Origin of the sequence: Solwaraspora sp. WMMD406 (assembly GCF_029626025.1) — a bacterium.
In the GTDB taxonomy this organism is placed as follows: Bacteria; Actinomycetota; Actinomycetes; order Mycobacteriales; family Micromonosporaceae; genus Micromonospora_E.
The window spans coordinates 3,324,409-3,346,689 of the sequence record NZ_JARUBF010000001.1; the positions used below are offsets into that span (position 1 = coordinate 3,324,409).

At 71.8% G+C, this 22,281-nt stretch carries 20 protein-coding genes and 1 pseudogene; 12 read left to right on the forward strand and 9 right to left on the reverse strand.

The window, feature by feature from the left end:
• Positions 1-14: 14 nt before the first annotated feature.
• Positions 15-524, forward strand: coding sequence for a septum formation initiator (locus tag O7632_RS14910; protein ID WP_278114921.1), 510 nt, complete (start codon positions 15-17; stop codon positions 522-524).
• On the opposite strand, the gene O7632_RS14915 is transcribed toward O7632_RS14910, so the two are convergent.
• Positions 502-1,521, reverse strand: a complete 1,020-nt coding sequence (locus O7632_RS14915) for a terpene synthase (RefSeq protein WP_278114923.1) — start codon at positions 1,519-1,521, stop codon at positions 502-504. The genes O7632_RS14910 and O7632_RS14915 overlap by 23 nt on opposite strands.
• An 87-nt stretch (positions 1,522-1,608) precedes the next feature.
• Complete coding sequence (locus O7632_RS14920) at positions 1,609-2,238, reverse strand: TIGR03085 family metal-binding protein (RefSeq protein ID WP_278114925.1); 630 nt, start codon at positions 2,236-2,238, stop codon at positions 1,609-1,611.
• A gap of 167 nt (positions 2,239-2,405) precedes the next feature.
• Between O7632_RS14920 and O7632_RS14925 the strand changes: the two genes are divergently transcribed.
• Both O7632_RS14925 and O7632_RS14930 read left to right on the forward strand, forming a co-directional pair.
• On the forward strand, positions 2,406-4,337 hold the full coding sequence (locus O7632_RS14925; RefSeq protein WP_278114926.1) for an ABC transporter ATP-binding protein: 1,932 nt from the start codon (positions 2,406-2,408) through the stop codon (positions 4,335-4,337).
• A gap of 107 nt (positions 4,338-4,444) precedes the next feature.
• Positions 4,445-6,178 (forward strand): ABC transporter ATP-binding protein, encoded by a 1,734-nt coding sequence (locus O7632_RS14930; protein ID WP_278120055.1) that lies wholly within the window; start codon positions 4,445-4,447, stop codon positions 6,176-6,178.
• A gap of 100 nt (positions 6,179-6,278) precedes the next feature.
• On the opposite strand, the gene rpsD is transcribed toward O7632_RS14930, so the two are convergent.
• A complete protein-coding gene (gene rpsD, locus O7632_RS14935) occupies positions 6,279-6,890 on the reverse strand; it encodes a 30S ribosomal protein S4 (protein ID WP_278114928.1) in 612 nt (203 codons plus the stop codon).
• A 73-nt stretch (positions 6,891-6,963) separates the two neighbouring features.
• On the opposite strand from rpsD, the gene O7632_RS14940 reads away from it, so the two are divergent.
• A complete protein-coding gene (locus O7632_RS14940) occupies positions 6,964-7,716 on the forward strand; it encodes a DUF2470 domain-containing protein (RefSeq protein WP_278114930.1) in 753 nt (250 codons plus the stop codon).
• 97 nt (positions 7,717-7,813) lie between these two features.
• Here the strand turns inward: O7632_RS14940 and O7632_RS14945 are convergent, their stop codons facing one another.
• The 5 genes from O7632_RS14945 to O7632_RS14965 form a co-directional block, all read right to left on the reverse strand.
• Entirely contained in the window at positions 7,814-8,428 is a 615-nt protein-coding gene (locus O7632_RS14945; protein ID WP_278114931.1) for a TetR family transcriptional regulator, read from the reverse strand.
• Between the two features lie 73 nt (positions 8,429-8,501).
• On the reverse strand, positions 8,502-9,257 hold the full coding sequence (locus O7632_RS14950; protein ID WP_278114933.1) for an ABC transporter permease: 756 nt from the start codon (positions 9,255-9,257) through the stop codon (positions 8,502-8,504).
• Positions 9,254-9,994 carry an ABC transporter ATP-binding protein gene (locus O7632_RS14955; protein ID WP_278114935.1) on the reverse strand — a complete coding sequence of 247 codons (741 nt, stop codon included), beginning with the start codon at positions 9,992-9,994 and terminating at the stop codon, positions 9,254-9,256. The genes O7632_RS14950 and O7632_RS14955 overlap by 4 nt, the downstream gene beginning before the upstream one ends.
• 302 nt (positions 9,995-10,296) lie before the next feature.
• Positions 10,297-10,788 (reverse strand): cupin domain-containing protein, encoded by a 492-nt coding sequence (locus tag O7632_RS14960; protein WP_278114937.1) that lies wholly within the window; start codon positions 10,786-10,788, stop codon positions 10,297-10,299.
• A 446-nt stretch (positions 10,789-11,234) separates the two neighbouring features.
• Positions 11,235-12,863 (reverse strand): hypothetical protein, encoded by a 1,629-nt coding sequence (locus tag O7632_RS14965; RefSeq protein WP_278114939.1) that lies wholly within the window; start codon positions 12,861-12,863, stop codon positions 11,235-11,237.
• A gap of 365 nt (positions 12,864-13,228) precedes the next feature.
• Here O7632_RS14965 and hisI point away from each other — a divergent pair, with 365 nt between their 5' ends.
• From hisI to O7632_RS14980, 3 genes are read left to right on the forward strand one after another with little or no spacing between them, the layout of a single operon-like run.
• Positions 13,229-13,675, forward strand: coding sequence for a phosphoribosyl-AMP cyclohydrolase (gene hisI, locus O7632_RS14970; protein WP_278114941.1), 447 nt, complete (start codon positions 13,229-13,231; stop codon positions 13,673-13,675).
• Positions 13,672-15,222, forward strand: coding sequence for an anthranilate synthase component I (locus O7632_RS14975; RefSeq protein WP_278114943.1), 1,551 nt, complete (start codon positions 13,672-13,674; stop codon positions 15,220-15,222). Before hisI ends, O7632_RS14975 begins: the two co-directional genes overlap by 4 nt.
• Entirely contained in the window at positions 15,219-15,905 is a 687-nt protein-coding gene (locus O7632_RS14980) for a Trp biosynthesis-associated membrane protein (RefSeq protein ID WP_278114945.1), read from the forward strand. The genes O7632_RS14975 and O7632_RS14980 overlap by 4 nt, the downstream gene beginning before the upstream one ends.
• A 171-nt stretch (positions 15,906-16,076) precedes the next feature.
• Here the strand turns inward: O7632_RS14980 and O7632_RS14985 are convergent.
• Positions 16,077-16,319 (reverse strand): annotated as a pseudogene (locus tag O7632_RS14985) (hypothetical protein); the annotation flags it as partial.
• Positions 16,320-16,785: 466 nt separating this feature from the next.
• Here O7632_RS14985 and trpC point away from each other — a divergent pair.
• From trpC to O7632_RS15010, 5 genes are read left to right on the forward strand one after another with little or no spacing between them, the layout of a single operon-like run.
• Positions 16,786-17,589 (forward strand): indole-3-glycerol phosphate synthase TrpC, encoded by an 804-nt coding sequence (trpC, locus tag O7632_RS14990; RefSeq protein ID WP_278120057.1) that lies wholly within the window; start codon positions 16,786-16,788, stop codon positions 17,587-17,589.
• Between the two features lie 53 nt (positions 17,590-17,642).
• Positions 17,643-18,851: a tryptophan synthase subunit beta gene (gene trpB / locus O7632_RS14995; protein WP_278120059.1), complete on the forward strand. Its 1,209-nt coding sequence runs from the start codon at positions 17,643-17,645 to the stop codon at positions 18,849-18,851.
• Positions 18,848-19,651 carry a tryptophan synthase subunit alpha gene (gene trpA, locus O7632_RS15000; RefSeq protein WP_278114947.1) on the forward strand — a complete coding sequence of 268 codons (804 nt, stop codon included), beginning with the start codon at positions 18,848-18,850 and terminating at the stop codon, positions 19,649-19,651. The genes trpB and trpA overlap by 4 nt, the downstream gene beginning before the upstream one ends.
• A gap of 60 nt (positions 19,652-19,711) precedes the next feature.
• On the forward strand, positions 19,712-21,022 hold the full coding sequence (gene lgt, locus O7632_RS15005; RefSeq protein ID WP_278114949.1) for a prolipoprotein diacylglyceryl transferase: 1,311 nt from the start codon (positions 19,712-19,714) through the stop codon (positions 21,020-21,022).
• Positions 21,023-21,074: 52 nt separating this feature from the next.
• Positions 21,075-22,280 carry an NAD(P)/FAD-dependent oxidoreductase gene (locus O7632_RS15010; RefSeq protein WP_278114951.1) on the forward strand — a complete coding sequence of 402 codons (1,206 nt, stop codon included), beginning with the start codon at positions 21,075-21,077 and terminating at the stop codon, positions 22,278-22,280.
• The last annotated feature ends 1 nt before the right edge of the window (position 22,281 follow it).

Here is a 22,281-nt window from a genome sequence, read left to right on the forward strand (position 1 = left end):
GGCATAGTCGCAGGATGTCGCGTCGTACTCTGTTCGCTGTCGTCGGCTGGTGCCTGGCGGCAGCAGCCGCCACGACGATCGGTCTGGCCGCGTTGCGGGTGGTGGGGGAAGGGATCACCGGTGGACCGGCTGGCGATGTGCTCACCGCTGACGAGATCGCCCGACAACTGGCGGCGGCGTCCGCCGTGCCGTCCGCCGCCGCACCGACGGCCGTACCGTCCGGCTCGCCAACCGCCGTGCGGCCGTCGTCGGAAGCCTCCGCCGCCGCGTCGCCGTCGACCGATTCCGGCGCCGTCGTCCGGCAGGTGGCGGTCACCCCCGGCGGTACGGTGGTCGCCGAGTGCGACGGTCAGCTGGCCCGGCTGGTCTCCTGGGCGCCGGCGCAGGGATTCGTCGCGGCCGACGTCGACCGCGGCCCGGACGACGACGCCGAGGTGAGCTTCGAAGGACCGCCCGGGGAGTACGAGGTGAGCGTGGCGTGTGTCGGTGGCCGGCCGGAGATCATCTGGGAACTCGACGGCTGACGTCGGTCGCCGCCGGCGGCATCGCTCCAGAGTCCATGGGTAGCGCGTCGTTCCACTGGTAGCGCGTCGAGTTGCGCGACCAGTCGTAGGTGCCGCGGATCCAGCACCGGCGGGTGTCGACGTACCGGACCACCGCCGGGGGTGCGTCGGTCAACACGTCCCGTTCCAGCCGTAGATACAGCGCCAGCCCGTCGTTGAACCGGTCGGCCGCCTCCACCAGGGCGGCTGCGGGGTCGTGACCGGTCTCGTACGCGATGACGGTGGCGAGGTTGTGGGGATCGTGGCCGTACTCCTTGGAATAGGAGAACAGGTCGTTGCACCAACAGACGAGATCCGCCGCGACAGTGTTCAATCTGACGAGCCGTTGGTCAACTCGGTGACGGGTTTGCGGCAGTCCGTCCACGGCGAGGTCGGTGAGCGCGAAACTGGGCAGTACCGCGCCGGAGTGCCGGCGCATTTGGACGTACTCGGCGACCGCCGGCACCCGGCCATCGTGGCGGTTGCCGGCTTCCCAGATCAGCGCGAAGAGGTAGTGGTGCAGCAGGGCGGCGAACCGCAGCAGGGTCCCGGGGTGGCCCTGCTGGCGGATCCGACGGCAGATGTCGCCGAGCGCCGCCGCCAGCGGTGGCGGCGACGCCGAGCAGCCCGCCACGTCGTCGCCGAGGTGGTCCAGGGTCTGCATGAGCGGACTCAGCAGCGGCGAAAGGCGGCCGGGATCGGCGCCGCTGCCGTCCTCGTCGCAGACGTCGTCGAGCGCGAACAGCCAGGTGATGAGGTCGCTGAGCAGTCGCAACCCGTCCTTGCCGGCTGCGGGGCCGGCCCGGCTGGCCAGTTCGGCGGCGTTGGCCCGACCCAGCCGACCGGTGGTGGTGGGATCGGCGGTCAACCCGAATCGGGCGGCCCAGCTCAGCGACTCCATGGCCACGGTCGGGTGGTGCGGGTTGAGCCGGGAACGGAAGGGTGGCGCGACCACGGGCGGTGGCGGCGGCGCGCGCATGGCTCCTCCAGCCGGCCGCCGAGGGGGAAGGTGGCGTACCGACGTGATCATCATCGCGGGTCGCGCCCGGCGCGGCCGGCAGGCCCGCTAGAAGCCGAAGCGGCCGTTACGCAATCGTTCTTCGAGCGCGGCGACACAGTCGACCTGGACGCGGGCGACCCGTTGCCGTCCGGAGAAGAACAGCACGAGTTCACCCGGCGGGGCGCTGATCAGGACCGCTTCGCCGCCGGCGCCGGTACGCACGTCGCCGTAGCCGTCGGCGACGACCTGTACACCGCCGGGGAAACGGCGAAGGTGCAGTTTGCTGAGCGCGACGACCCGTTTCCAGAGCGCGGCCTGCTCGCCGGGCGGGAGATCGCGCGGCTGCCAGTCCGGCTGGGCACGGCGGACGTCTTCGTGATGGATGAAAAATTCCATCAGGTTGGCGACCTCGTCGGTGAGCGGGTTGCTCACCGGGCTCCAGGCTGGTGGCTGGCGGACCATCTGGACCAGCTCGGGAAAGGGCCGGGCGGCCAGTTCGCCGCGCACCCGTTCGCTGTAGCGACGCAGCAGCGGCAGCCAGATGCCCGGTGCGGCGTCCGGACGGCGCTCGCGTACGACCAGGTGGGCGGCGAGGTCTCGGGTGGTCCAGCCCTCGTTGACGGTGGCGGCGTCCGGACCAACGGCCAGGAACAGGTCGGCCAGGGCGTGACGTTCCAGCTGTGCGAACCGTGCCATGTGTCGATCCTAGTGCCGCCGCGGGTGCGGTGCCGGTCGAGTCGGCGATCATCTGATGACGTCGCGGCCGCTGGCGGTGTGGTGGTGACCACAGTCGTCGTCGGGTGGTGGCGGATCATGTCGGTAAGGATGAGATTTGATGTTCAGGACTTACAATCGGGGGAAGTGTGGCGAGTCGATCAAGCCGTGACGTGCTGCTACGCGGGCTGTGGGTGCTAGGTCAGGGGATCCGCGAACAACCCTGGCTGTTCACCATCGGAGTCACCGGCAGTGTGTTGTTCGGACTGCTCACCATCGGCAGCGCGTACGTGGTGGGGGCGATCGTCGGCGAACTGGTCGTCCCGTCGGTCGAGTCGGGCCGGGTGGACGTCGGACTGCTGGCCCTGGGAGCGGCGGTGCTGATCGCGGTCAGCGTGGTCAAGGTCGTCGGGATCTTCGGCCGTCGGCTGGGCGCCGGGTTCATGCAGTTCCGCCTGCAGGCCTCCTATCGCCGCCGGGTCACCCGCCGCTACCTGGAACTGCCGATGTCCTGGCACCAGCGGCATCCCACCGGGACCCTGCTGTCCAACGCCAACTCGGACGTCGAAGCGACCTGGTTTCCGGTCGCGCCGTTGCCCTTCGCCGTCGGCACGGTGGTGATGCTGGTCGCCGCGATCGGCGCGTTGTTCGCCACCGACTGGGTGCTGGCGCTGGTCGGTCTGGCGGTGTTCCCCGCCCTGTTCGCCCTCAACGTCGTCTACTCCCGGCGGATGGCACCCCGGCAGGTCCGGGCACAGCGGTTGCGTGCCGAGGTCAGTGGGATCGCGCACGAGAGCTTCGACGGCGCGCTGGTGGTCAAGACCATGGGCCGTGAAGCCCAGGAGACGGTGCGCTTCGCCGCGCGCGCCGCCGAGCTGCGGGACGCCCTGATCTCCGTCGGCCGGCTGCGCGGCTTCTTCGACCCGTTGTTGGAAACGTTGCCCAGCCTCGGCACCCTGGCGGTGCTGCTGGTCGGCACGGTACGGCTGAGTCAGGGCGCGGTCACCGTCGCCGATCTGGTCAGCGTCGCGTTCCTGTTCACCGTGCTCGCCTTCCCGGTCCGCGCCATCGGGTGGGTGCTGGCCGAGTTGCCGCGCAGTGTGGCCGGCTGGGACCGGGTCCGGCACGTGCTGACCGCGACCGGCGAGATGCCCTACGGCGAGACCGAGCCACCGGCCACCTCGGCTCCGGCGAACCTGGTCTTCGAAGACGTCTGGTTCGGTTACCGTCCGTCCGCCGACGATCCGGCGGCGCCGGACGAAGCCGCACCGGCAGCGGCGGTGGCTACCTCGACGCGGGGCGCGGGCGCCGCGCCGGTGCTGCGTGCGGTTTCGTTCACGGTGCCGGCCGGTCGCACGGTCGCCCTGGTCGGCCCGACCGGCTCGGGCAAGTCGACCATCGCGGCGCTCGCCGCCCGGCTGGTGGACCCGACGGAGGGTACGGTCCGGCTGGACGGGATCGACCTGCGGGAGTTGACCGCCGAGGCGTTGGCGCGCACGGTGTCGCTGGTGGCCCAGGTGCCGTTCGTCTTCGACGACACCGTCCGGGCCAACGTCAACCTCGACCGGGCCGGGCTGACCGACGAGACGGCGTGGTCGGCGCTGCGGCTGGCCGAGGCGGACGGCTTCGTCGCCGCCCTGGCCGACGGACTGGACACCATGGTCGGTGAGCGGGGGACGACGCTGTCCGGCGGCCAACGCCAACGGCTCACCCTGGCCCGTGCCGTCGCCGGCCAGCCCCGGCTGCTGATCCTCGACGACGCCACCAGCGCGGTGGATCCCCGGGTGGAAGCGGCGATCCTCGGTGGGCTGCGGGCCGCCGAGGTGGCCACGTCGATCCTGGTCGTCGCCTATCGGCGGGCGACGATCGCGCTCGCCGACGAGGTGATTTTCCTCGACCAGGGGCGGGTGGTCGACCATGGGACACACCACGACCTGCTGGCTCGGTGTCCCGGCTACGCCGACCTGGTGACCGCCTACGAACAGGCCGAGGCGGAGCGGGAACGGCACCGCGCGGACCCGTCGGCCGCCGCCGGGACGAACGGCACCGGTTCGCCGCTGCCGGCCGAGGTGGTCGCATGAGTACGGCGACCACCGACCCGGCCGCGTCGACGGCCCGGGCCACCAGGGCGACCACGACGACCACCCGGAGCGACCGGAGCGACCGGACCGAGTCGACCTGGCGGACGATGCGCCGGGGGCTGGCCCTGTCGCCGGAGCTGCGGACCGGACTGGCCGGCACGCTGCTGCTGGCCCTGGTGGCGATGATCGGCCGGGCCGCCATCCCGGTCGCCGTGCAGCAGGCGATCGACAACGGCCTGCGTGCCGAGGGCGGCCCGGACCTGGCCGTGGTCGGCACGGTGGTGGCGGTGACCGGCGCGGTGCTGGTCTGCACCACGGTCGCCGGCTACCTGATGATGCGGCGGCTGTTCACGGTCAGCGAGACGGCGCTGGCCGCCGTCCGGACCAGGGCTTTCCGCCACGTTCATGATCTGTCTATGTTGCACCAGCAGGCCGAACGACGCGGCTCGTTGGTCTCCCGGGTCACCAGCGACGTCGACCAGATCACCCAGTTCCTGCAGTGGGGCGGGGTGATTTTGCTGATCAGCGGCGGCCAGGTGATGGTCACCGCGATCGTCATGGCCGTCTATTCATGGCAGTTGACGCTTGTGGTTCTGGCCGCCTTCGTGCCGGCGCTGCTGATCATCCGGGCGTTCCAGCGTCGGCTCGCCGCCGCGTACGGGGTGGTGCGTCAGCGTACCGGCGCGTTGCTCGGCGCGGTCGCGGAGAGCGTGGTCGGTGCGGCGGTGATCCGGGCGTACGGGGTGTCCGGGCGCACCGCCAGCCGGCTGGACCAGGCGATCGAGGGGCAGCGGCGGGCGCAGCAACACGCCTTGCGGACCAGTGTGATCAGCTTTTCCGCAGGTGAGATCGCCGCTGGTGTGGCGCTGGCCGGCGTGGTGGTGGTCGGATTGCGGATGGGCGTCGACGGGGGCCTCACCATCGGTCAGCTGACCGCGTTCCTGTTCCTGGTGACGCTGTTCATCCAGCCGGTGCAGATCGCCACCGAGGTGCTCAACGAGGCGCAGAACGCGATCGCCGGCTGGCGGCGGGTGTTGGACATCCTGGACGTCGAGCCGGACGTCGCCGACCCCGGACCCGAGGGGGTGGATCTGCCGCGTGGACCGTTGGACGTCAGCTTCGATCAGGTCGGGTTCGCCTATCCGGGTGGGCCACCGGTGTTGTCGGACGTCGCGTTGGACATCCCGGCGAAGACCCGGGTGGCGGTGGTGGGGGAGACCGGCAGCGGCAAGACGACCTTCGCCAAGCTGCTCACCCGGTTGATGGATCCGTCCGCCGGGCAGGTCCTGCTGTCCGGTGTGGCGTTGGACCAGGTCCGGTTCGAGTCGCTGCGCTCGCGGGTGGTGATGGTGCCGCAGGACGGGTTCCTGTTCGACGCCACGGTGGCGGAGAACGTCCGGTTCGCTCGCCCGGAGCTGACCGACGACCAGCTCGCCCGCGCCTTCACCGAGCTGGGTCTGGTCGACTGGGTGGAGAGTCTGCCGGACGGCGTGCACACCCCGGTCGGCGAGCGGGGGGAGGCGCTCAGCGTCGGTGAGCGGCAGTTGGTGGCGTTGGTTCGGGCGTACGTGGCCGACCCCGACCTGCTGGTGCTCGACGAGGCGACCAGCGCGGTGGATCCGGCGACCGAGGTACGTCTGCAGCGGACCCTGGAGGCGGTGACCCGGGGCCGGACGACCGTCGCCATCGCCCATCGGCTCTCCACGGCCCAGGCCGCCGACGAGGTGATCGTGGTCGACCGCGGCCGGGTGGTGCAGCGTGGTCGGCACGAGGAGCTGGTGGCCGAGGCCGACTCGGTCTACGGCCGCCTGTTCGCCTCCTGGCTGGAACAGACCCGCTGACCGGCTGGAACAGACCCGCTGACCGGCTGGAACAGACCCGCTGACGCCCTGCCGGCTGGAGCAGACCCGGTCACCGGGTCTGCTCCAGCCACCCGACGGATCAGCGGGAGTAGAACTCGACGACCAGCTGTTCGTCGCAGATCACCGGGACCTCGTGCCGGGCGGGCTCCCGGATCAGGGTCGCGGTCAGGTCGCTCAGACTGACCGACAGGTACGGCGCGCTCGGGCCGTCTCCGGTCTGCGCGCCGGCGGCGGCGAGTTGGAACGGAGGCTTGGTCCGGCTGCGTTCGCGTACGCCGACGACCTGTCCGGGACGCAGCCGGTAGGACGGCCGGTCCACCTTGGTGCCGTCGACGCTGAAGTGTCCGTGCGCGACGAGTTGGCGGGCCTGATAGATGGTGCGGGCCATTCCGGCGCGGTGCACGATCGCGTCGAGCCGGCGTTCGAGCAGGCTGACCAGGGCCTCGCCGGTCTTGCCGGTGCCCCGGACCGCGTCGTCGAAGGCGCGCCGGAGCTGGGTCTCGCTGATGTTGTACTGGTGGCGCAGGCGCTGCTTTTCCAGGAGCCGTACCTGGTAGTCGGAGGGCTTGCGGCGCTGCCGGCCGTGTACGCCCGGCGGGAACGGCCGGCGTTCGAAGTACTTGGTGCACTTGCGGGTGAGCGGGATGCCGAGGGCGCGGGAGATTCGCGCCTTGGGTCGTGGGTGGTTCACGTGGACGTCTCCGGTCAAGTAGGTTAGCCTGCCCTCACTAAGGTGAGCCTAACCGATCCCGGAGGTCCGTGTCATGCAGCCCAGTCCCGCCGAGATTGCCCGGACCTTGGCCGCAGGTCGACTCCCCGGCACGGTCCACGTCGCCTGCCGACCGGGACCACACGCCGTACGGCACGCCACCGATCCGATGGGCCGGATCCTGCTGCTGGCCGGGGCAGACGACCGGATCGCCGGTGCGCTACGTCCGGTAGACTCGGCGGCCGACACGGCAGTGGTGCTCGACGTGACCGACGTACCGCCGGTGGCCGGCTCGCCGACACTGGGCCGCGTCTGGGTCTCCGGCTGGGTCAGCGCCCTCGACGGACCCGAAGCGCGGATGGCGGCGCTCGACTTCGCCGACGTCCACCCCACCGGCGAACTCCTGGACCTTGGTCGCGGCAGCACCATGTACCGGATGGAGGTCGCCGAGATTCGGCTGGAGCGGTGCGGCGCGATGACCGACGTGGACCCGGACGAGTACGCCGCCGCCGAACCGGACCCGCTCGGCACGATCGAGCCGGAACTGCTGGCCGACCTCGCCGATCACCACCAGCCGCAGATGACCGCGTTCATCCGTCGGCAGCTCCGCGACGCCGGGCACCGATCGCGGTACGACGATCCCCGCGTGGTCCGGCTCGACCGGTACGGCTTCGTCGTCGCCCTCGGCCCGAACGGCCCGCGCGCCCGGCTGGCGTTTCCCACCCCGGTAGGTGACCGCGCCGAACTCGCCCGACTGCTGCACCCGGTGCTCTGCCAACGGTGCGCCAACCCGGCCACCGCTGCCTGATCGCTGATCCGGCCGGCACCTCGGGGCCGGAACCCTGGCGCCCGGTGCCGACGGGCGACCGGGTCAGCGGCCCGGCCTAGTCAGCGGCCCGGCCTAGTCAGCGGCCCGGCCGCAGCGCCTCGCTCATCTCTCCGGTCAGGTACCGCTGGATCGTCGGACCGACGGTGGCGGCCACCACCTCCGGTGTGGCGGACGCCAACGGTTCGATCCGCAGGATGTAGCGGACCACGAGCAGCCCGGCCATCTGCGACATCACCAGCGCGATCCGGGCCGGCACCTCCGCCGGATCGAGGTCCAGTTGGTGGATCACCCGGCGCATGATCTGCGTGGTGACGAAGTCGCGCATCAGCCGTGCGGTCCAGTCGTTGCTCAGCGCCGACCGCAGCAGCGCCAGCGCGGCCACCCCGGAGGGCGAGTCCCAGACGCCGAGCACGAGGCGGACCAACCGGACGCCGACCTCCTGCGGTCCGCCGGCGAACGCCTGCGGCAGCAGCTCACCGGGGTCGACGGGGGCGTTCATCGCGGCCAGGAACAGCTTGTCCTTGGTCCCGAAGTAGTGATGGACCAGCGCCGGATCGACTCCGGCGGCGGCCGCGATCGCCCGTACCGACGCCTGGTCGAAGCCGCGTTCCCCGAAGACCGTTCGGGCGGCGGTCAGAATGGCCTCGCGGGTGTCCGGACTTCCCGGCCGCCGCCCGGTTCGTCGTGCCATCGTCCGTCGTCGCTCCTGTCTGTGCCCGTGCCGTCTGCCCCGCCCGGCCCGGCCGCCGGCCGCCCGGCCCGGCTCATCCGGTCCGTCGGCGTAGCGTGGCCGCGGCGAGCACCAGTGCCGCCAGCACCGATCCGGCCACCACCGCGAGATCCCGCCACATGGTGGCGGTGGGCTCGGCGTCGGCACCGACAGCGGTCAGCGCCGCCACCGCGTACGACAGCGGCAACACGTCACTGACCGCCTGCAACCAACCGGCCATCTGCTCACGCGCGACGAACAGGCCGCAGAGCAGGATCTGTGGGATCACCACGACCGGCATGAACTGTACGGCCTGGAACTCGGTGCGCGCGAAGGCGCTGCACAGCAATCCCAGTGCGACCCCGAGCAGGGCGTTGACCACCGCGATCAGGATCACCAGGGCCGGGCTTCCGGCGGTCTGCAAGTCGAACAGCCAGTACGCGACCGCGCTGGCCAGGCTCGCCTGTACCGCCGCCGCCAGCCCGAACGCGATGCCGTAGGCGAACAGCAGGTCCAGCTTGCCCAGCGGGGTGGTCAGCAGCCGTTCCAAGGTTCCGCTGGTCCGCTCACGCAGCATCGCGATGCTGGTCACCAGGAACATGATGACGAACGGGAACACGCCCAGCATCACCAGCGCGACCCGGTCGAAGACGGCCGGCTGACCGGGGGCGGCCGGCTGGTCGCCGTACATGTAGTAGAGCAGGGTCAGCAGCAGGGTGGGCACGACGACGAGCAGCGCGACCGTACGCCGGTCGTGGCGCAACTGCCGCAGGATGCGACCGGTGGTGGCGACGAGGATGCGGGCGTTCATCGGGTGGCCTCCGGTGCGGTGGTGACGGATTCCGAGTGGCGGATCAGGCGGAGGAACGCGTCGTCCAGGTCGTCGGTGCCAGCGGCGGCCCGGATCGCCTGGGGGGTGTCGTCGGTGATCAGCCGGCCGTCGCGGATCAGCAGCAGGCGGTCGCACCGGCCGGCCTCGTCCATCACGTGGCTGGAGACCAGCAGGGTGGTGCCCGCCTCGGCCAGGGCGTGGAACCGGGCCCAGAGGTCAGCCCGCAGCACGGGGTCCTGCCCGACCGTCGGTTCGTCGAGCACGACCAGGTCCGGCCGGCCGAGCAAGGCGCAGGCCAGGGAGGCGCGACTGCGTTGTCCACCGGAGAGGGTGCCGACCAGTTGGGTGGCGGCGTCGCCGAGCCCGACGTCGGTCACCGCCCGGTCGGCCTCGGCCGCCGGTAGGCCGTGGAGGGCGGCGAAGTACCGCGCGTTCTCCCGGACCGTGAGGTCGGTGTACACGCTCGGGGCCTGGGTGAGGTAGCCGATCCGGTGGCGTAGCGCCGCCGATCCGGCCGGCTCGCCAAGCACCCGGACCTGCCCGGAGCGGATCGTCTGCACGCCGACGATGGCACGCAGCAGGGTCGTCTTGCCGCTGCCGCTCGGCCCGAGTAGGCCGGTGACGCTGCCTTGGCCGATCGTGCAGGAGATGCCGTGCAGCACCGGCCGCCGGCCACGAACGACCACGAGGTCGTCGACTTCGACGACGGGTTCCATCGGATACCTCCGTAATTCATCGGATGATGAACTCAACGGTAGGTGAATTAACTGGCCACAAGAAGTCGGCGGCCTGACGGAACGGTGGTGTCTCGCGTCACTGTCACCGCCGGTCAGGCCGGCTGAGCAGGAGTCGCTGTGCCCGCCCGGATCCACGACCAGCGCGGTGCGCAGATTGTGATATACCTCTTGCAAGGTTCATACCAGATGAATGCGATAGAGGTGGCTTCGCTCCGCACCTCGCGACCCGCGTCGGGCCGCCACCGGCAACGACACCTCGGCCCGTCACCTCGGCTCGCGGGCTATTGCCCCGGTGGCGGGCCGAGCAGTTCGATGGAGTGCCGGGCCGAGGCGTGTCCGAGCGCTGCCGGGTCGACGGGCCCGGGATCGGGTAGCCGGCGCTCGGTGGCCGGCTGTCCGACCTCGCGGACGAAATCCTCGAAGCCCGATGGTGTGGTGATCTGCAGGACCCGCAGCGGCTGATCCGCCCCGACGACGAAGGTGTGTGCCAGGCCGACGGGCAACAGCACCAGGTCTCCCGGCCCGGCCGCGAATTCGGTGCCGTCGCACATGAAGCGGGCGGTGCCGTCGAGCACGTAGAACAACTCGTCCTCGGCGAGGTGCCGGTGCAATGGTGGGGCGAATCCGGGCGGGTTGACGAACTCAGCGACGGTCAGCCGTCCCCGGGTCTGCGCCCCGCCCGCCTTGAGAGTGAACAGGCTGCCGAGGAACCACAGCGGCTCTCCCTCTTGTCCACTCCGCACATACGGGCGTACCGATGCCTGCTCGTCCATGGTGACCTTGTCCTCCGTCTCGCCCCGCCGTCGTCGGCTGCCGGGACCGCCGAGTCTCACCTATTTTAGATGTCCAGCGGTATATCGAATATACCTGCATTATCTTGGAATCTGGGGTGGCGTCAAGCCCCTGCAGGAGTTCCGTACGCGGGCACGAGCGGGAAGGGGCAGGTCGTATCGGTCGGGCCGGACGTAGCGGCCGTCGGCGCCGCGCCACACCGTCACCGACTCGGCTGGACCGCGTCGCCCTGTACGAGCAGCATCGGGCACGGGCACTGGCCCAGTCTGAGGAGCCGTGGGAGGACCCGAGGTCCTCCACCACACGACCGACGTCTACCGGCGGATCGCCGGCGAGCGATGATCACGACAGCGGATCACCGAGAAGTGGCAGCAGCGGCTGCCGGGCGTGGGTCGCGGCCGACGGGCCACGACCCACGTCAACCAGATCAGATCGCCAGCAGGCGGTCCAGGAACTCGCGGTACTGCCGCAACGCCATCCGCATCGATTCGGTGTCGGGTGCCTCGCTGTGCTGGTGTGGGTCGAGCTCGACCTGCTCGGCCAGGAGCCGTTCGGCCAGCGTACGGACCGTGTGCGCGACCAGCGACTGGGCCTGGGCCAGGGCTACCTCGGGCTCGTCGACGAAGCGTGCCTTGATCTCGTGCCATTCGTCGCGGAGTTCGTCGGCGGCGGCCTCGGTCCAGATCGTGATCGAGGGCAGCGCCACCTCACCGGGCCGCTTGGGCGCCACCGGCGCCTCCGCCGGCGCGCTCGCCAGCTCGACCTGGCCGTTCGCGGTGCTCAACGGGGTTGCCAACTCGTTCTCCTCGTCGTCGACATCGTCGTCATCGTCGTCGTCTTCGTCGTACTGGGCGTCGTCCTCGTACTCGTCATCGGTGTCGAACAGCTCCCCGGCGTCGCCGTGCGCGGTGACCGTCTCCAGGTCGTCGTCCTCGTCGTCCTCGTCTTCGTCGTCTTCAGCCACCGGGATCTCGGCCAGGACCGGTACGGCGGCCGGCGCTGGCTCCCGCTCGACGTCCGGTTCCTCGACGACCGCCGCCGGGTCCGTCCCGGATTCGTCGGTCTGCGCGTGCGCCGGCGACCACGGGTCGGCCGGGGCCTGCGGCCCGTCGCCGGGCGACGACGATTCGTCGAGTACGGCGTCCGTCGCCGGAGCGTCGTCGCCCGGTTGCTCGACCGCTGCACCAACCGGACCATCGGCGTCGACGGACGCGGCTACCGGCGATTCGGGATCGGTTGTCGGAGCGGGCCCACCGGCTGCGGGTTCCTCGGTACGCACCTGACCCTCGTCGCTCGGTCCGGCCTCGTCGCTCGGTCCGGCCTCGGCAGTCGGGGCCGGGTCGGTGGTCCGGGCGGACGCGTCCGGCCACCGCTGCGGCGTGGTGTCCTCGCCCGCAACGTCGGTCAGAGGGCTCGACTGGTCGTCGTCGGGCTGCTCGACGCTGGACTGCGGGGCCTCCTCTTGTGCCGGCACCGCCGTGGTCTGCTCGGTAGGTGAGACCGCCGCCGCGGGATCCGTGGCGAGGTTCGTCGTCGAGGCCTCGTCGGCGGTGTCGGCTGGATCGCCGGCCTGTTCGCTGGCCGGTTCCACGGCCTGTTCGCTGGCCGGTTCCACGGCCTGTTCGACGGTCTGCGGGTCGTCGGATCGACCAGCGAGTCCCTCGGCGACCCGCTCGCCTGATTCGGCGGTCTGTTCGGCGGTTTCCGCGATCCGCTCGGTGGCCGGCACCACCTGCCCGGTCGGCGGTGCGGCGGTCGGCGGTTCGTCGGCCGGCGCGACCGGCTGCGCGGCGGGGTCCGGTGCCTGCACCGGAGCGCCGAGCAACTGGGTGGCTATCGGCGGCAGCGGGCTCGGGCTGTGCCGGTTCGCCGGGTACGGCCCGATGGTCGGGATCTCGGTGGTCGCCTCGTTGATCACATGGTCGCTGACGACCGGTCGAGGTGCCGGAACGGCGGTGCCGTGCACGGGGGCGGTGTCGGAGCCGTTCTCCTCCGAACCGGCCGATCCGGCGTGCTGGGGATGGCCGGGATGCCGAGGGGTGGGCATGGGCTGCATGTGCTGATCCTCCGTCCGCTCTGCCGGGCGACCCGGTCCAGCGGTGGAGACCGGATCGGCCCACGCGCGCGTATGGCTGTGGGGGTGCTGCGCCGACTCGCCGCGTCGGGCATGGTCACGACCCGCCGGATGCCCGTCACCGCCCCCGGCGCCCAGCGGAGGGTGCGAGCGACGGTGCCGGACCGGTGCGAAGGTGGGACGCGCCCGCAGACCGTGGACCCTGGCGGCGCACAGCCAAAGTACTCCTCGTGTCGGACCGGCACAGCCCCTGAACCGTCGATTCTGGCCATCGCCTGTCGGTCTTGCGACACCACGGGCCGGAGGCCACGCGACAGCTGATCCGCCGTACGGAACAATCGGGCACTGTGTCCGTACCAGATGAGCCGGCAGCCGGCCTCCCGACCAGCGGGCAGCGGCCCGAGCACCCGGCCGCGACCCGTCCGTCCGCCCTTGATCCGGCGATCGCGGCGCGGCTGCGGCGCTCCGCCGACGGTCTCGTCGCCGCCGTGGTGCAGCACACCAGGTCGGGGGAGGTGCTGATGATGGCCTGGATGGATGACGAGGCGCTGCATCGCACCCTCACCACCGGGCGGGCCACCTACTGGTCGCGGAGCCGGCGGGAATACTGGGTCAAGGGGGCCACGTCCGGTCACTACCAGTACGTACGGTCGGTCCGGCTGGACTGTGACGGCGACGCGGTGCTGCTCGGCGTCGAGCAGGTCGGCGCGGCCTGCCACACCGGCTCCCCGACCTGCTTCTTCGACGAGTTGCCGGTGACCGGCACCATCACCAGCCCAGGGGAGTTCCAATGATCACCGGCGCGGTCAGCCCGGACCAGGACGGGTTCCACGAGCTCGCCCGGGATCGTCGGGTGGTGCCGGTGATCCGGCGGCTGTTGGCCGACGGCGAGACCCCGGTCGGGGTCTACCGCAAGCTGGCCGGTGGCCCGGGCACCTTTCTGTTGGAGTCGGCCGAGCAGGGTGCCGGCTCCGCCGCGACCGCCTGGTCACGGTACTCGTTCGTCGGGGTCCGTAGCGCCGCCACCCTGACCGAACAGGGCGGGGCGGCGCACTGGCTGGGGGAACCGCCGGCCGGGGTGCCGGTCGACGGCGATCCGGTACGGGTACTGCGGGCGACCGTCGCCGCGTTGACCGGCCCGCCGATCGGTCCGGCCGTCGGCGGCGGGTTGCCGCCGTTGACCAGCGGCCTGGTCGGCTATCTGAGTTACGACTTCGTCCGCCGGTTCGAACGGCTGCCCGACCTGACCGAGGACGAGTTGGGGCTGCCCGAGTTCGGTCTGCTGCTCGCCACCGATCTGGTGGTGCTGGACCACTTCGACGGCTCGGCGATCCTGGTGGCCAACGCGATCCTGCCGGCCGATCCGGAGCCGGCGGCGGTGGTCGCGGCCTACCATCACGCCATCGGCCGGCTTGACGCGATGACCACCGCGCTGTCGCGCCCCAACCCGCCGATGGTGTCCACGATAGAGACTCCGCAGGTCGGGGCGGTGCACAGCCGGACCGCCGAGGGTGCCTACCCCAAGGCCGTCGAGCAGGCCAAGGACGCCATCCGGGCGGGCGAGTGCTTCCAGATCGTGCTGTCCCAGCGGTTCGAGCGGGCCACCGCCGCCGATCCGCTCGACGTCTACCGGGTGCTACGGGCGACCAATCCCAGCCCGTACATGTATCTGTTGCGTTTCGACGACTTCGACGTGGTCGGCTCCTCCCCGGAGGCGCACCTCAAGGTCACCGTCAGCGACGCCGGCGCCCGGCGGGCGTTGCTGCATCCGATCGCCGGTACGCGTCGGCGCGGTGCCACCGCCGAGGAGGACGCGGCGCTGGCCGCCGAACTGATCGCGGACCCGAAGGAACGCGCCGAACACGTCATGCTGGTCGACCTGGGACGTAACGATCTGGGCCGGGTCTGCCGGCCCGGCACGGTCGAGGTGCCGCAGTTCGCGACGGTGGAGCGGTACAGCCACGTGATGCACATCGTGTCGACGGTCGTCGGTGAGTTGCGCGCCGACCAGACGGCGTTCGACGCGCTCGCCGCGACCTTTCCTGCCGGCACGCTCTCCGGTGCCCCGAAGGTCCGGGCGATGGAGATCATCGAGGAGTTGGAGCCCGCCCGGCGGGGCCTGTACGGCGGCACCGTCGGCTACTTCGGCTTCGGTGGCGATCTCGACATGGCGATCGCCATCCGTACGGCGTTGATCCGGCACGGTCGGGCGTACGTGCAGGCCGGGGCGGGGATCGTCGCGGATTCCGACCCGGCCGCCGAGGAGCGGGAGACCCAGAGCAAGGCCGCCGCGGTGCTGGCGGCGATCGCTGCGGCCGAGACGCTGCGTCCGGCCAGATGACCGGTCGGTCGAGCGGACACCCGGCGGCCGGGTCGGCGTCGAGCCGTTCGGGGACGCCGCGCCGTGAGCTGGTCGGCGTGGTGCTCGCCAGCGTCGTGGGTGCCGCTCTGGTCTGGTACGCGGCGGGTCGGGTCTGGGCGGTGACGGTGACAGCGCGTCCCGAACCGCTGCCTGACCTGCGGGTCGTGCGTACCGGCGCTGATGTGCTGCCCTGGCTTCCGGCGCTGGCGTTGGTTGGTGTGGCCGGTGCCGGTGCGGTACTGGCCACCCGTGGACTGGTCCGTCAGGCGGTCGGCGTTCTGTTGACCGCCTCGGGCGCCACGATGGCGGTCGGTGGTGCGGTCGCCGTCGGTGGTGTGGCAGGTGACGGCCCGGCGGCGGGTGCGGTGGGCTGGCCGCTCCTGGCGGTGATCGGTGCCGGGCTGACGATGAGCGCCGGGGTGGCCACGGCGTTACGCGGGCCGCGTTGGCCGTCGATGGGCGCCCGGTACGACCGGCCCGGCCCGGCGGGTCGTACCAGTCCGGTCGGGGATCGGGGCCACGACGGGCGGCAACCGGGTCGGGATCCGGAACCAGCGACCGGGCTACCAGCGACCGGGCTACCGGAGCGGGAGCGCGGGGGGAGGACGACGACCGACGCCTGGGACGCGCTGGACCGGGGCGAGGACCCGACCGTCGACTAGCTGCGACCAGGAGTTGGCGCGGGCCGTTGGTGTCCGCGACCGGACGCCGGCTACGGCGCGGTAGCTACCGGACGCCGGCTACCGGACCGTGGCGTCGCTGGTCTGCAACAGGGCGTCGCTGGCCTTCAGCAGCGCGGTTTCCAGGGCGGCGCCGCCGGACGTGGCCCTGTCGTCGGCCCGCTCGGCGGCGCGGCCGGCGGCGAGCGCCGCGACCAGACGGCGGACCTCGTCGCGCTGACGGGCGCGGGCCCGGTCGGCGCAGATCGCCTCCCAGGCGTTGCCCCGCGCGGTGCGTACCCGGTCGTCGCCGACGACCGCGCGTTCCATGGTCTGCACCATCTCCACCGCTCGGGAGAGCACCACTCGGGGGATCGCGATGAGGTCGAGGTTCTGGTCTCGTGGTGCGCTGCTCATGGTGTCCCCCAGAGATGGTTCCGTGGCCGGCGGCTACCGCTGACAAGTCTGCCCGAACTCGATGCTGACCGGAGGCTGTTTCACGGCGGTGACCTCCCCATCAACTATCGCCGCGCGAACCCGGTGTCGCCGCCCGACGGATCATTGATCTTCGCCACAGCGGGCCTGGACGGCGGCCACAGCTCGCCGTGTAGGTGTCGGACCAGCACGCTACGATCATCGTCGATGGAGGTGTCAACCTCCGCGCGGGTACGGCCCGGATCTGCCGCTGGCACGGTGGGTGATGTTGTTCTCACGAATGGTTGGGCATTATGCCCCAGGCCGTTTCGTGAGGCACGCCATACCCCCCGGCTCCGGGCAGCCTGCGGCGCCACCTAGCATCGGGCGCATGACACCCGGAGAGGGGAGTCCGCTGGTGACTGCTGACCAGGACGAGAGCGCCGGACCGACGGCGTCGACACTCAGTGTGCTGGACGAGATCCTTGCCGGCGTCCGGGCCGACGTCGAGAGCCGGGAGCAACTGGTACCACTGAGCCGGATCCGTGAACTCGCCGCTGCGGCACCGCCGCCGATCGACGCGTGCGCCGCACTGCGCCGTCCCGGGGTCGGCGTCATCGCCGAGGTGAAGCGTTCGTCGCCGTCCAAGGGTGCGTTGGCCGACATCCCCGACCCGGCCGACCTGGCGACCGAGTACGCCGCTGGTGGCGCCCGCTGTATCAGTGTGCTGACCGAGGGCCGCTGGTTCGGTGGGTCGTTGGACGATCTGACCGCCGTACGAGCCGCCGTCGGCGTGCCGGTGCTCCGGAAGGACTTCATCGTCTCCAGCTACCAGGTGCACGAGGCGCGCGCCTACGGCGCAGACCTGGTGCTGCTGATCGTCGCGGCGTTGGAACAGAACGCCCTGGTCGGACTGCTGGAGCGGATCGAGTCACTGGGCATGACGGCCCTGGTAGAGGTGCACACCGAGGAAGAGGCGGACCGCGCCCTGGAGGCCGGTGCCCAGGTGATCGGGGTCAACGCCCGCGACCTGCGGACTCTGCAGGTGGACCGGTCGGTGTTCGAGCGGATCGCCCCCGGCCTGCCGAACAGCGTCGTCAAGATCGCCGAATCCGGGGTACGCGGCCCGCACGATCTGATCCGTTACGCCTCGGCCGGTGCCGACGCCGTCCTGGTCGGGGAGGGCCTGGTGACGCAGAAGAGTCCCCGCGACGCGGTCGCCGAGCTGGTCAACGCCGGCAACCACCCGGCGACGCCGAGGCCGGTCCGATGAGCGCCCCGGCGAGCACCAAGCCGACCGGCTCAGGCCCGAGCCCTGCCGAGGCCATGCCGCTGCCCGACGAGACCGGACACTTCGGCCGCTACGGCGGCCGGTTCGTCCCCGAGGCGCTGATCGCCGCCCTCGACGAGTTGGACACCGCGTACCGGCAGGCGATGGCGGACGACGGCTTCCGGGCCGAGTTCGCCCGGCTGTTGCGCGACTACGCCGGTACGCCGTCGATGCTGTACCACGCCGAGCGGCTCTCCGCCGAACTCGGTGCCCGGGTGCTGCTCAAGCGGGAGGACCTCAACCACACCGGGGCGCACAAGGTGCGCAACGTCCTCGGTCAGGCACTGCTCACCCGCCGGATGGGCAAGCCACGGATCATCGCCGAGACCGGAGCCGGTCAGCACGGGGTGGCCAGCGCCACGGCCGCCGCGCTACTGGACCTGGAGTGCGTGGTCTACATGGGTGAGGTGGACACCGAGCGGCAGGCACTCAACGTGGCCCGGATGCGGATGCTGGGCGCGACCGTCGTGCCGGTCACCACCGGATCACGCACCCTCAAGGACGCCCTCAACGAGGCCCTGCGGGACTGGGTCGCCAGCGTCGACCGTACCCATTATCTGATCGGCACCGCCGCCGGGCCGCACCCGTTCCCGGAGATGGTCCGCGACTTCGTCCGGGGCATCGGCGACGAAGCCCGCCAGCAGTGCCTGGACGCCTACGGCGGACTGCCGGACGCGGTCGCGGCCTGCGTCGGCGGCGGCTCCAACGCGATCGGCGTCTTCCACGCCTTCGTCGGTGACCCCGACGTGCGGCTGTACGGGTTCGAAGCCGGCGGCGACGGGGTGGCGACCGGCCGGCACGCGGCCAGCATCACCGGTGGTTCGTCCGGGGTGCTGCACGGTGCCCGCACCTACCTGTTGCAGGACGCCGACGGGCAGACCCTGGACTCGCACTCGATCTCGGCCGGGCTCGACTATCCGGCGGTCGGACCGGAACACGCCTGGCTGCACGACACCGGCCGGGCCCAGTACCGTCCGGTCACCGACGACGAGGCGATGGCGGCCTTCCAGCTGCTCTGCCGGACCGAGGGGATCATCCCGGCTATCGAGAGCGCGCACGCCCTGGCCGGCGTCGCGGCGGTCATCCCGGAACTGACCGCCGAGTTGGGCCGCGAGCCCACCATCGTGGTCAACCTCTCCGGTCGTGGCGACAAGGACGTGCACACCGCCGGCGGCTACTTCGGCATTCTCGACGGGCAGGATTGATGAGCATCGCGGTCGCGTTCGACAAGGCCCGCGCCGAGGGCCGGGCCGTCCTCGTCGGCTGCATGCCGGCCGGGTTTCCGACGGTGCCGGACAGCATCACCGTGATGCGGGCGATGGTCGACGCCGGCGTGGACGTGATCGAGGTCGAGCTGCCCTACTCCGATCCGGTGATGGACGGCCCGGTCATCCAGAAGGCCAGCGACATCGCCCTGGCCGGCGGGGTACGTACCGCCGACGCGTTGCGGATCATCGAGGCGGTCGCCGAGTCCGGTGCCCCGGTGGTCACCATGACCTACTGGAACCCGATCGAACGGTACGGCGTGGACGCCTTCGCCCGCGACCTCGCCGCGGCCGGCGGCACCGGGCTGATCACCCCTGACCTGATCCCGGACGAGGCCGACGAGTGGTTGGCCGCCTCCGACGCGTACGGGCTGGACCGTACGTTCCTGGTCTCGCCGTCGTCGACCGACGCCCGACTGGCGATGACCGTGCGGCACTGCCGGGGCTTCGTCTACGCCACGGCGCTGATGGGTGTCACCGGTGCCCGGGAGCAAACGTCGAACGCGGCGCCGACCCTGGTGGGCCGGCTGCGGGCGGTCACCGATCTGCCGGTCGGGGTCGGTCTCGGGGTCGGCACCGGCGCCCAGGCCGCCGAGGTCGGCTCGTTCGCCGACGGGGTGATCGTCGGCAGCGCGTTGATCCGCTGCCTGCTCGACGCCGCCGATCTGCCGGCCGGGATCACCGCGCTGCGGCGACTCAGCGCGGAACTCGCCACCGGTGTGCGCGACGTGAGTCGCTAGATCGTCCGGGCGGCGGTCGGTTGATCGCCGCGAGACACGCCTGCCGCAACCCGGACCGGGGTGCCGAGATATCTGACCGCGACGGTAGCGTGTGCACCCGTGACACTCGCCGCGATCCCCAGCCCGGCCTCCGCTGTCTGGCAACTCGGTCCGCTTCCCATCCGGGCGTACGCGCTCTGCATCGTCGCCGGCATCGTGGTGGCCTGCGCGGTCACCGAATACCGGCTCCGCCAGCGCGGTGCCCGACCGTGGGCGGTGCTCGACATCGCCATCTGGGCGGTGCCGTTCGGCATCCTCGGTGCCCGGATCTACCACGTCATCACCTCCCCGCAGGCGTACTTCGGTGCCGACGGGAACCCGATCGAGGCGTTCTACATCTGGCAGGGCGGTCTCGGCATCTGGGGCGCGGTCGCCGGTGGCGCGGTCGGGGCCTGGTTGGCCGCCCGGCAGCTGGGCATCCCGTTGACCGTCGTCGCCGACGCGCTCGCCCCCGGGCTGCCGCTGGCGCAGGCGGTCGGGCGGTTCGGCAACTGGTTCAACAACGAGCTGTACGGCGGGCCGACCACCGTGCCGTGGGGTCTGCAGGTACACCAGATGGACCGCGCCAACCCCGGCCAGGCGTTGCGCGACCCGGAGGGCAACCCGGTGTTGGAGCCGGGGCTCTACCATCCGGTCTTCCTGTACGAGGCGCTCTGGAACGTCGGCGTCGCGGCACTGGTGATCCTGGCCGAACGGCGCTGGAAGCTCGGCGCGGGTCGGGCCTTCGCCCTGTACGTGATGGGGTACACCGCTGGGCGGTTCTGGATCGAGATGATGCGCACCGACACCGCCAACGAGATCCTCGGTGCGCGGCTCAACGTGTGGACCTCGGTGCTGGTCTTCCTCGGTGCGCTGGTCTACCTCGTCCGGGTCCGGGGTCCGCAGCAGTTCCTGATCCCGGTCGACGCGGCCGGCAAGCCGGTGCCACCGGCCGTCGCTGGCGGGGCCGGCGGCGGCTCCGTCGCTGACTCGGGCGCGGCGGCGGCCGACGCGGCGGCCGACGTGTCCCAGGTCGACGTCTCGGGGACCAGCCGCCCGGAGGCGGGGCAGGACGTGGGGGGCTACCTGGCCGTCACCGAGGAGCGGTTCCGGGAGTACGAACGGACCGGGTCGCTGCCCACCGACGCGGGATCGGCCACCGACAGCGGCACCGCACCGGTCGCCGACGACCCGGCGGCGGTCGACGACCCGGCGGCGGTCGCCGACCCGGCGGTGTCGCCACCGGACACCGGTCCGAGGGCCACTGCCTCGGCGGGCGCGGAGCCGGCCGAACCCGACACCACGGCGCCGTCGACGGCGACCACGTCGAGCGACGGCCGCGTCGACCGGTGACCGACGGCCGGCCGGGCGGCTGAACCGACCATCAACCCAGGGAGGCACGCGGATGCGGACAGCCGTCGTGGTAGGGGCCGGGATCGGTGGTCTGGCGGCCGCGGGCGCGTTGGCCCGTACCGGCTGGCGGGTGACGCTGCTGGAACGATCGGACCGGATCCGGTCCGACGGCACCGCCCTGGTGCTGTGGCCCAACGGCATCCGGGCGTTGCGGGCGCTCGGGCTCGGCGACGGGCTGGCCGCCATCGCCACCGCGCTGCCCGATTCCGGGGTACGCCGCCCGGACGGCCAGTGGCTGGTGCAGCCACGCCCGATCGCGGCCGACCGCGCCCCGGTGGTGGTGCACCGGGAAGACCTGCACGACGCGTTGATCGCCGGCCTCGGCCAGCAGGTGGAGATCCGTACCGGTGTGACGGTCCGGACGCTGCGTCCGCTGAGCGCCGGCGACCGCCCGGCGGTGGGCACCGGGCGTGGGGTGGTCGAGGCCGATCTGGTGGTGGCCGCCGACGGCGCGGACAGCGTGCTGCGGCGGGCGCTCGCGCCGGGCAGCACGGTGGTGAGTTCCGGCTGCGCGGCATGGCGGGCGGTGATCCCGTGGTATCGGGTGCCGGCGCTGCCGACGGATCAGCCGGTGACCGGTGAGGTGCTCGGGGCCGGCTACCGCTTCGTCGCCGCGTCGCTGGGCGAGCGAGGGTCGGCGGGAGCGTCGAGCCGGGGTGGCGTGTACTGGGTCGCGACGGCCGCCGGTGCGTCCCGGCCGGAGCCGCCGGCCACCCAGTTGACGTTGCTGCGCCGCTGGTTCGCCGGCTGGCCGAGCCCGGTGGGGGAGTTGCTGGCCGCCACCGAACCCGACGACCTGATCCAACGGGAGATCCGCGAGCTTCGGCCGTTGCCCCCGGTGTACGGGTTTGCGGCCGGGCCGGGTGGGGTGGTCCTGCTCGGTGACGCGGCGCACGCCATGCCGCACCACCTCGGCCAGGGCGCGTGCCTGGCGTTCGAGGACGCGGCGACGCTGTGTGCCCTGGTCCGCGACGCGGTACCGGGACCGCAGCTGTCCGCTGGGGTGGAGGCGTACCACCGGTTGCGCCACCCCCGGGCGGTGACGATGGTGCGCCAGACCCGGCGGATGGCGGCGGTGCTGCAGACCCGGGGCCGGTTGGCGCTGCGGGCCCGCGACGCCGCGCTGGGCACGATCAGCGCGCGCCTGATGGGCAGTGTGGCGGCGACCACCGCCCAGTGGCATCCGCCGGCGTCGTAGC

Excerpts from the sequence above, each read along its gene's own strand:
- O7632_RS14910 (WP_278114921.1), top strand. The coding sequence starts at position 15 with ATGTCGCGTCGTACTCTGTTCGCTGTCGTCGGCTGGTGCCTGGCGGCA.
- O7632_RS14975 (WP_278114943.1), top strand. The coding sequence starts at position 13,672 with ATGATCACCGGCGCGGTCAGCCCGGACCAGGACGGGTTCCACGAGCTC.
- O7632_RS14980 (WP_278114945.1), top strand. The coding sequence starts at position 15,219 with ATGACCGGTCGGTCGAGCGGACACCCGGCGGCCGGGTCGGCGTCGAGC.
- O7632_RS14950 (WP_278114933.1), bottom strand. The coding sequence starts at position 9,257 with ATGAACGCCCGCATCCTCGTCGCCACCACCGGTCGCATCCTGCGGCAG.
- O7632_RS14945 (WP_278114931.1), bottom strand. The coding sequence starts at position 8,428 with ATGGCACGACGAACCGGGCGGCGGCCGGGAAGTCCGGACACCCGCGAG.
- O7632_RS14930 (WP_278120055.1), top strand. The coding sequence starts at position 4,445 with ATGCGCCGGGGGCTGGCCCTGTCGCCGGAGCTGCGGACCGGACTGGCC.
- O7632_RS14955 (WP_278114935.1), bottom strand. The coding sequence starts at position 9,994 with ATGGAACCCGTCGTCGAAGTCGACGACCTCGTGGTCGTTCGTGGCCGG.
- O7632_RS15010 (WP_278114951.1), top strand. The coding sequence starts at position 21,075 with ATGCGGACAGCCGTCGTGGTAGGGGCCGGGATCGGTGGTCTGGCGGCC.
- O7632_RS14940 (WP_278114930.1), top strand. The coding sequence starts at position 6,964 with ATGCAGCCCAGTCCCGCCGAGATTGCCCGGACCTTGGCCGCAGGTCGA.
- O7632_RS14920 (WP_278114925.1), bottom strand. The coding sequence starts at position 2,238 with ATGGCACGGTTCGCACAGCTGGAACGTCACGCCCTGGCCGACCTGTTC.
- O7632_RS14915 (WP_278114923.1), bottom strand. The coding sequence starts at position 1,521 with ATGCGCGCGCCGCCGCCACCGCCCGTGGTCGCGCCACCCTTCCGTTCC.
- trpB (WP_278120059.1), top strand. The coding sequence starts at position 17,643 with ATGCCGCTGCCCGACGAGACCGGACACTTCGGCCGCTACGGCGGCCGG.
- O7632_RS14965 (WP_278114939.1), bottom strand. The coding sequence starts at position 12,863 with ATGCAGCCCATGCCCACCCCTCGGCATCCCGGCCATCCCCAGCACGCC.
- O7632_RS14960 (WP_278114937.1), bottom strand. The coding sequence starts at position 10,788 with ATGGACGAGCAGGCATCGGTACGCCCGTATGTGCGGAGTGGACAAGAG.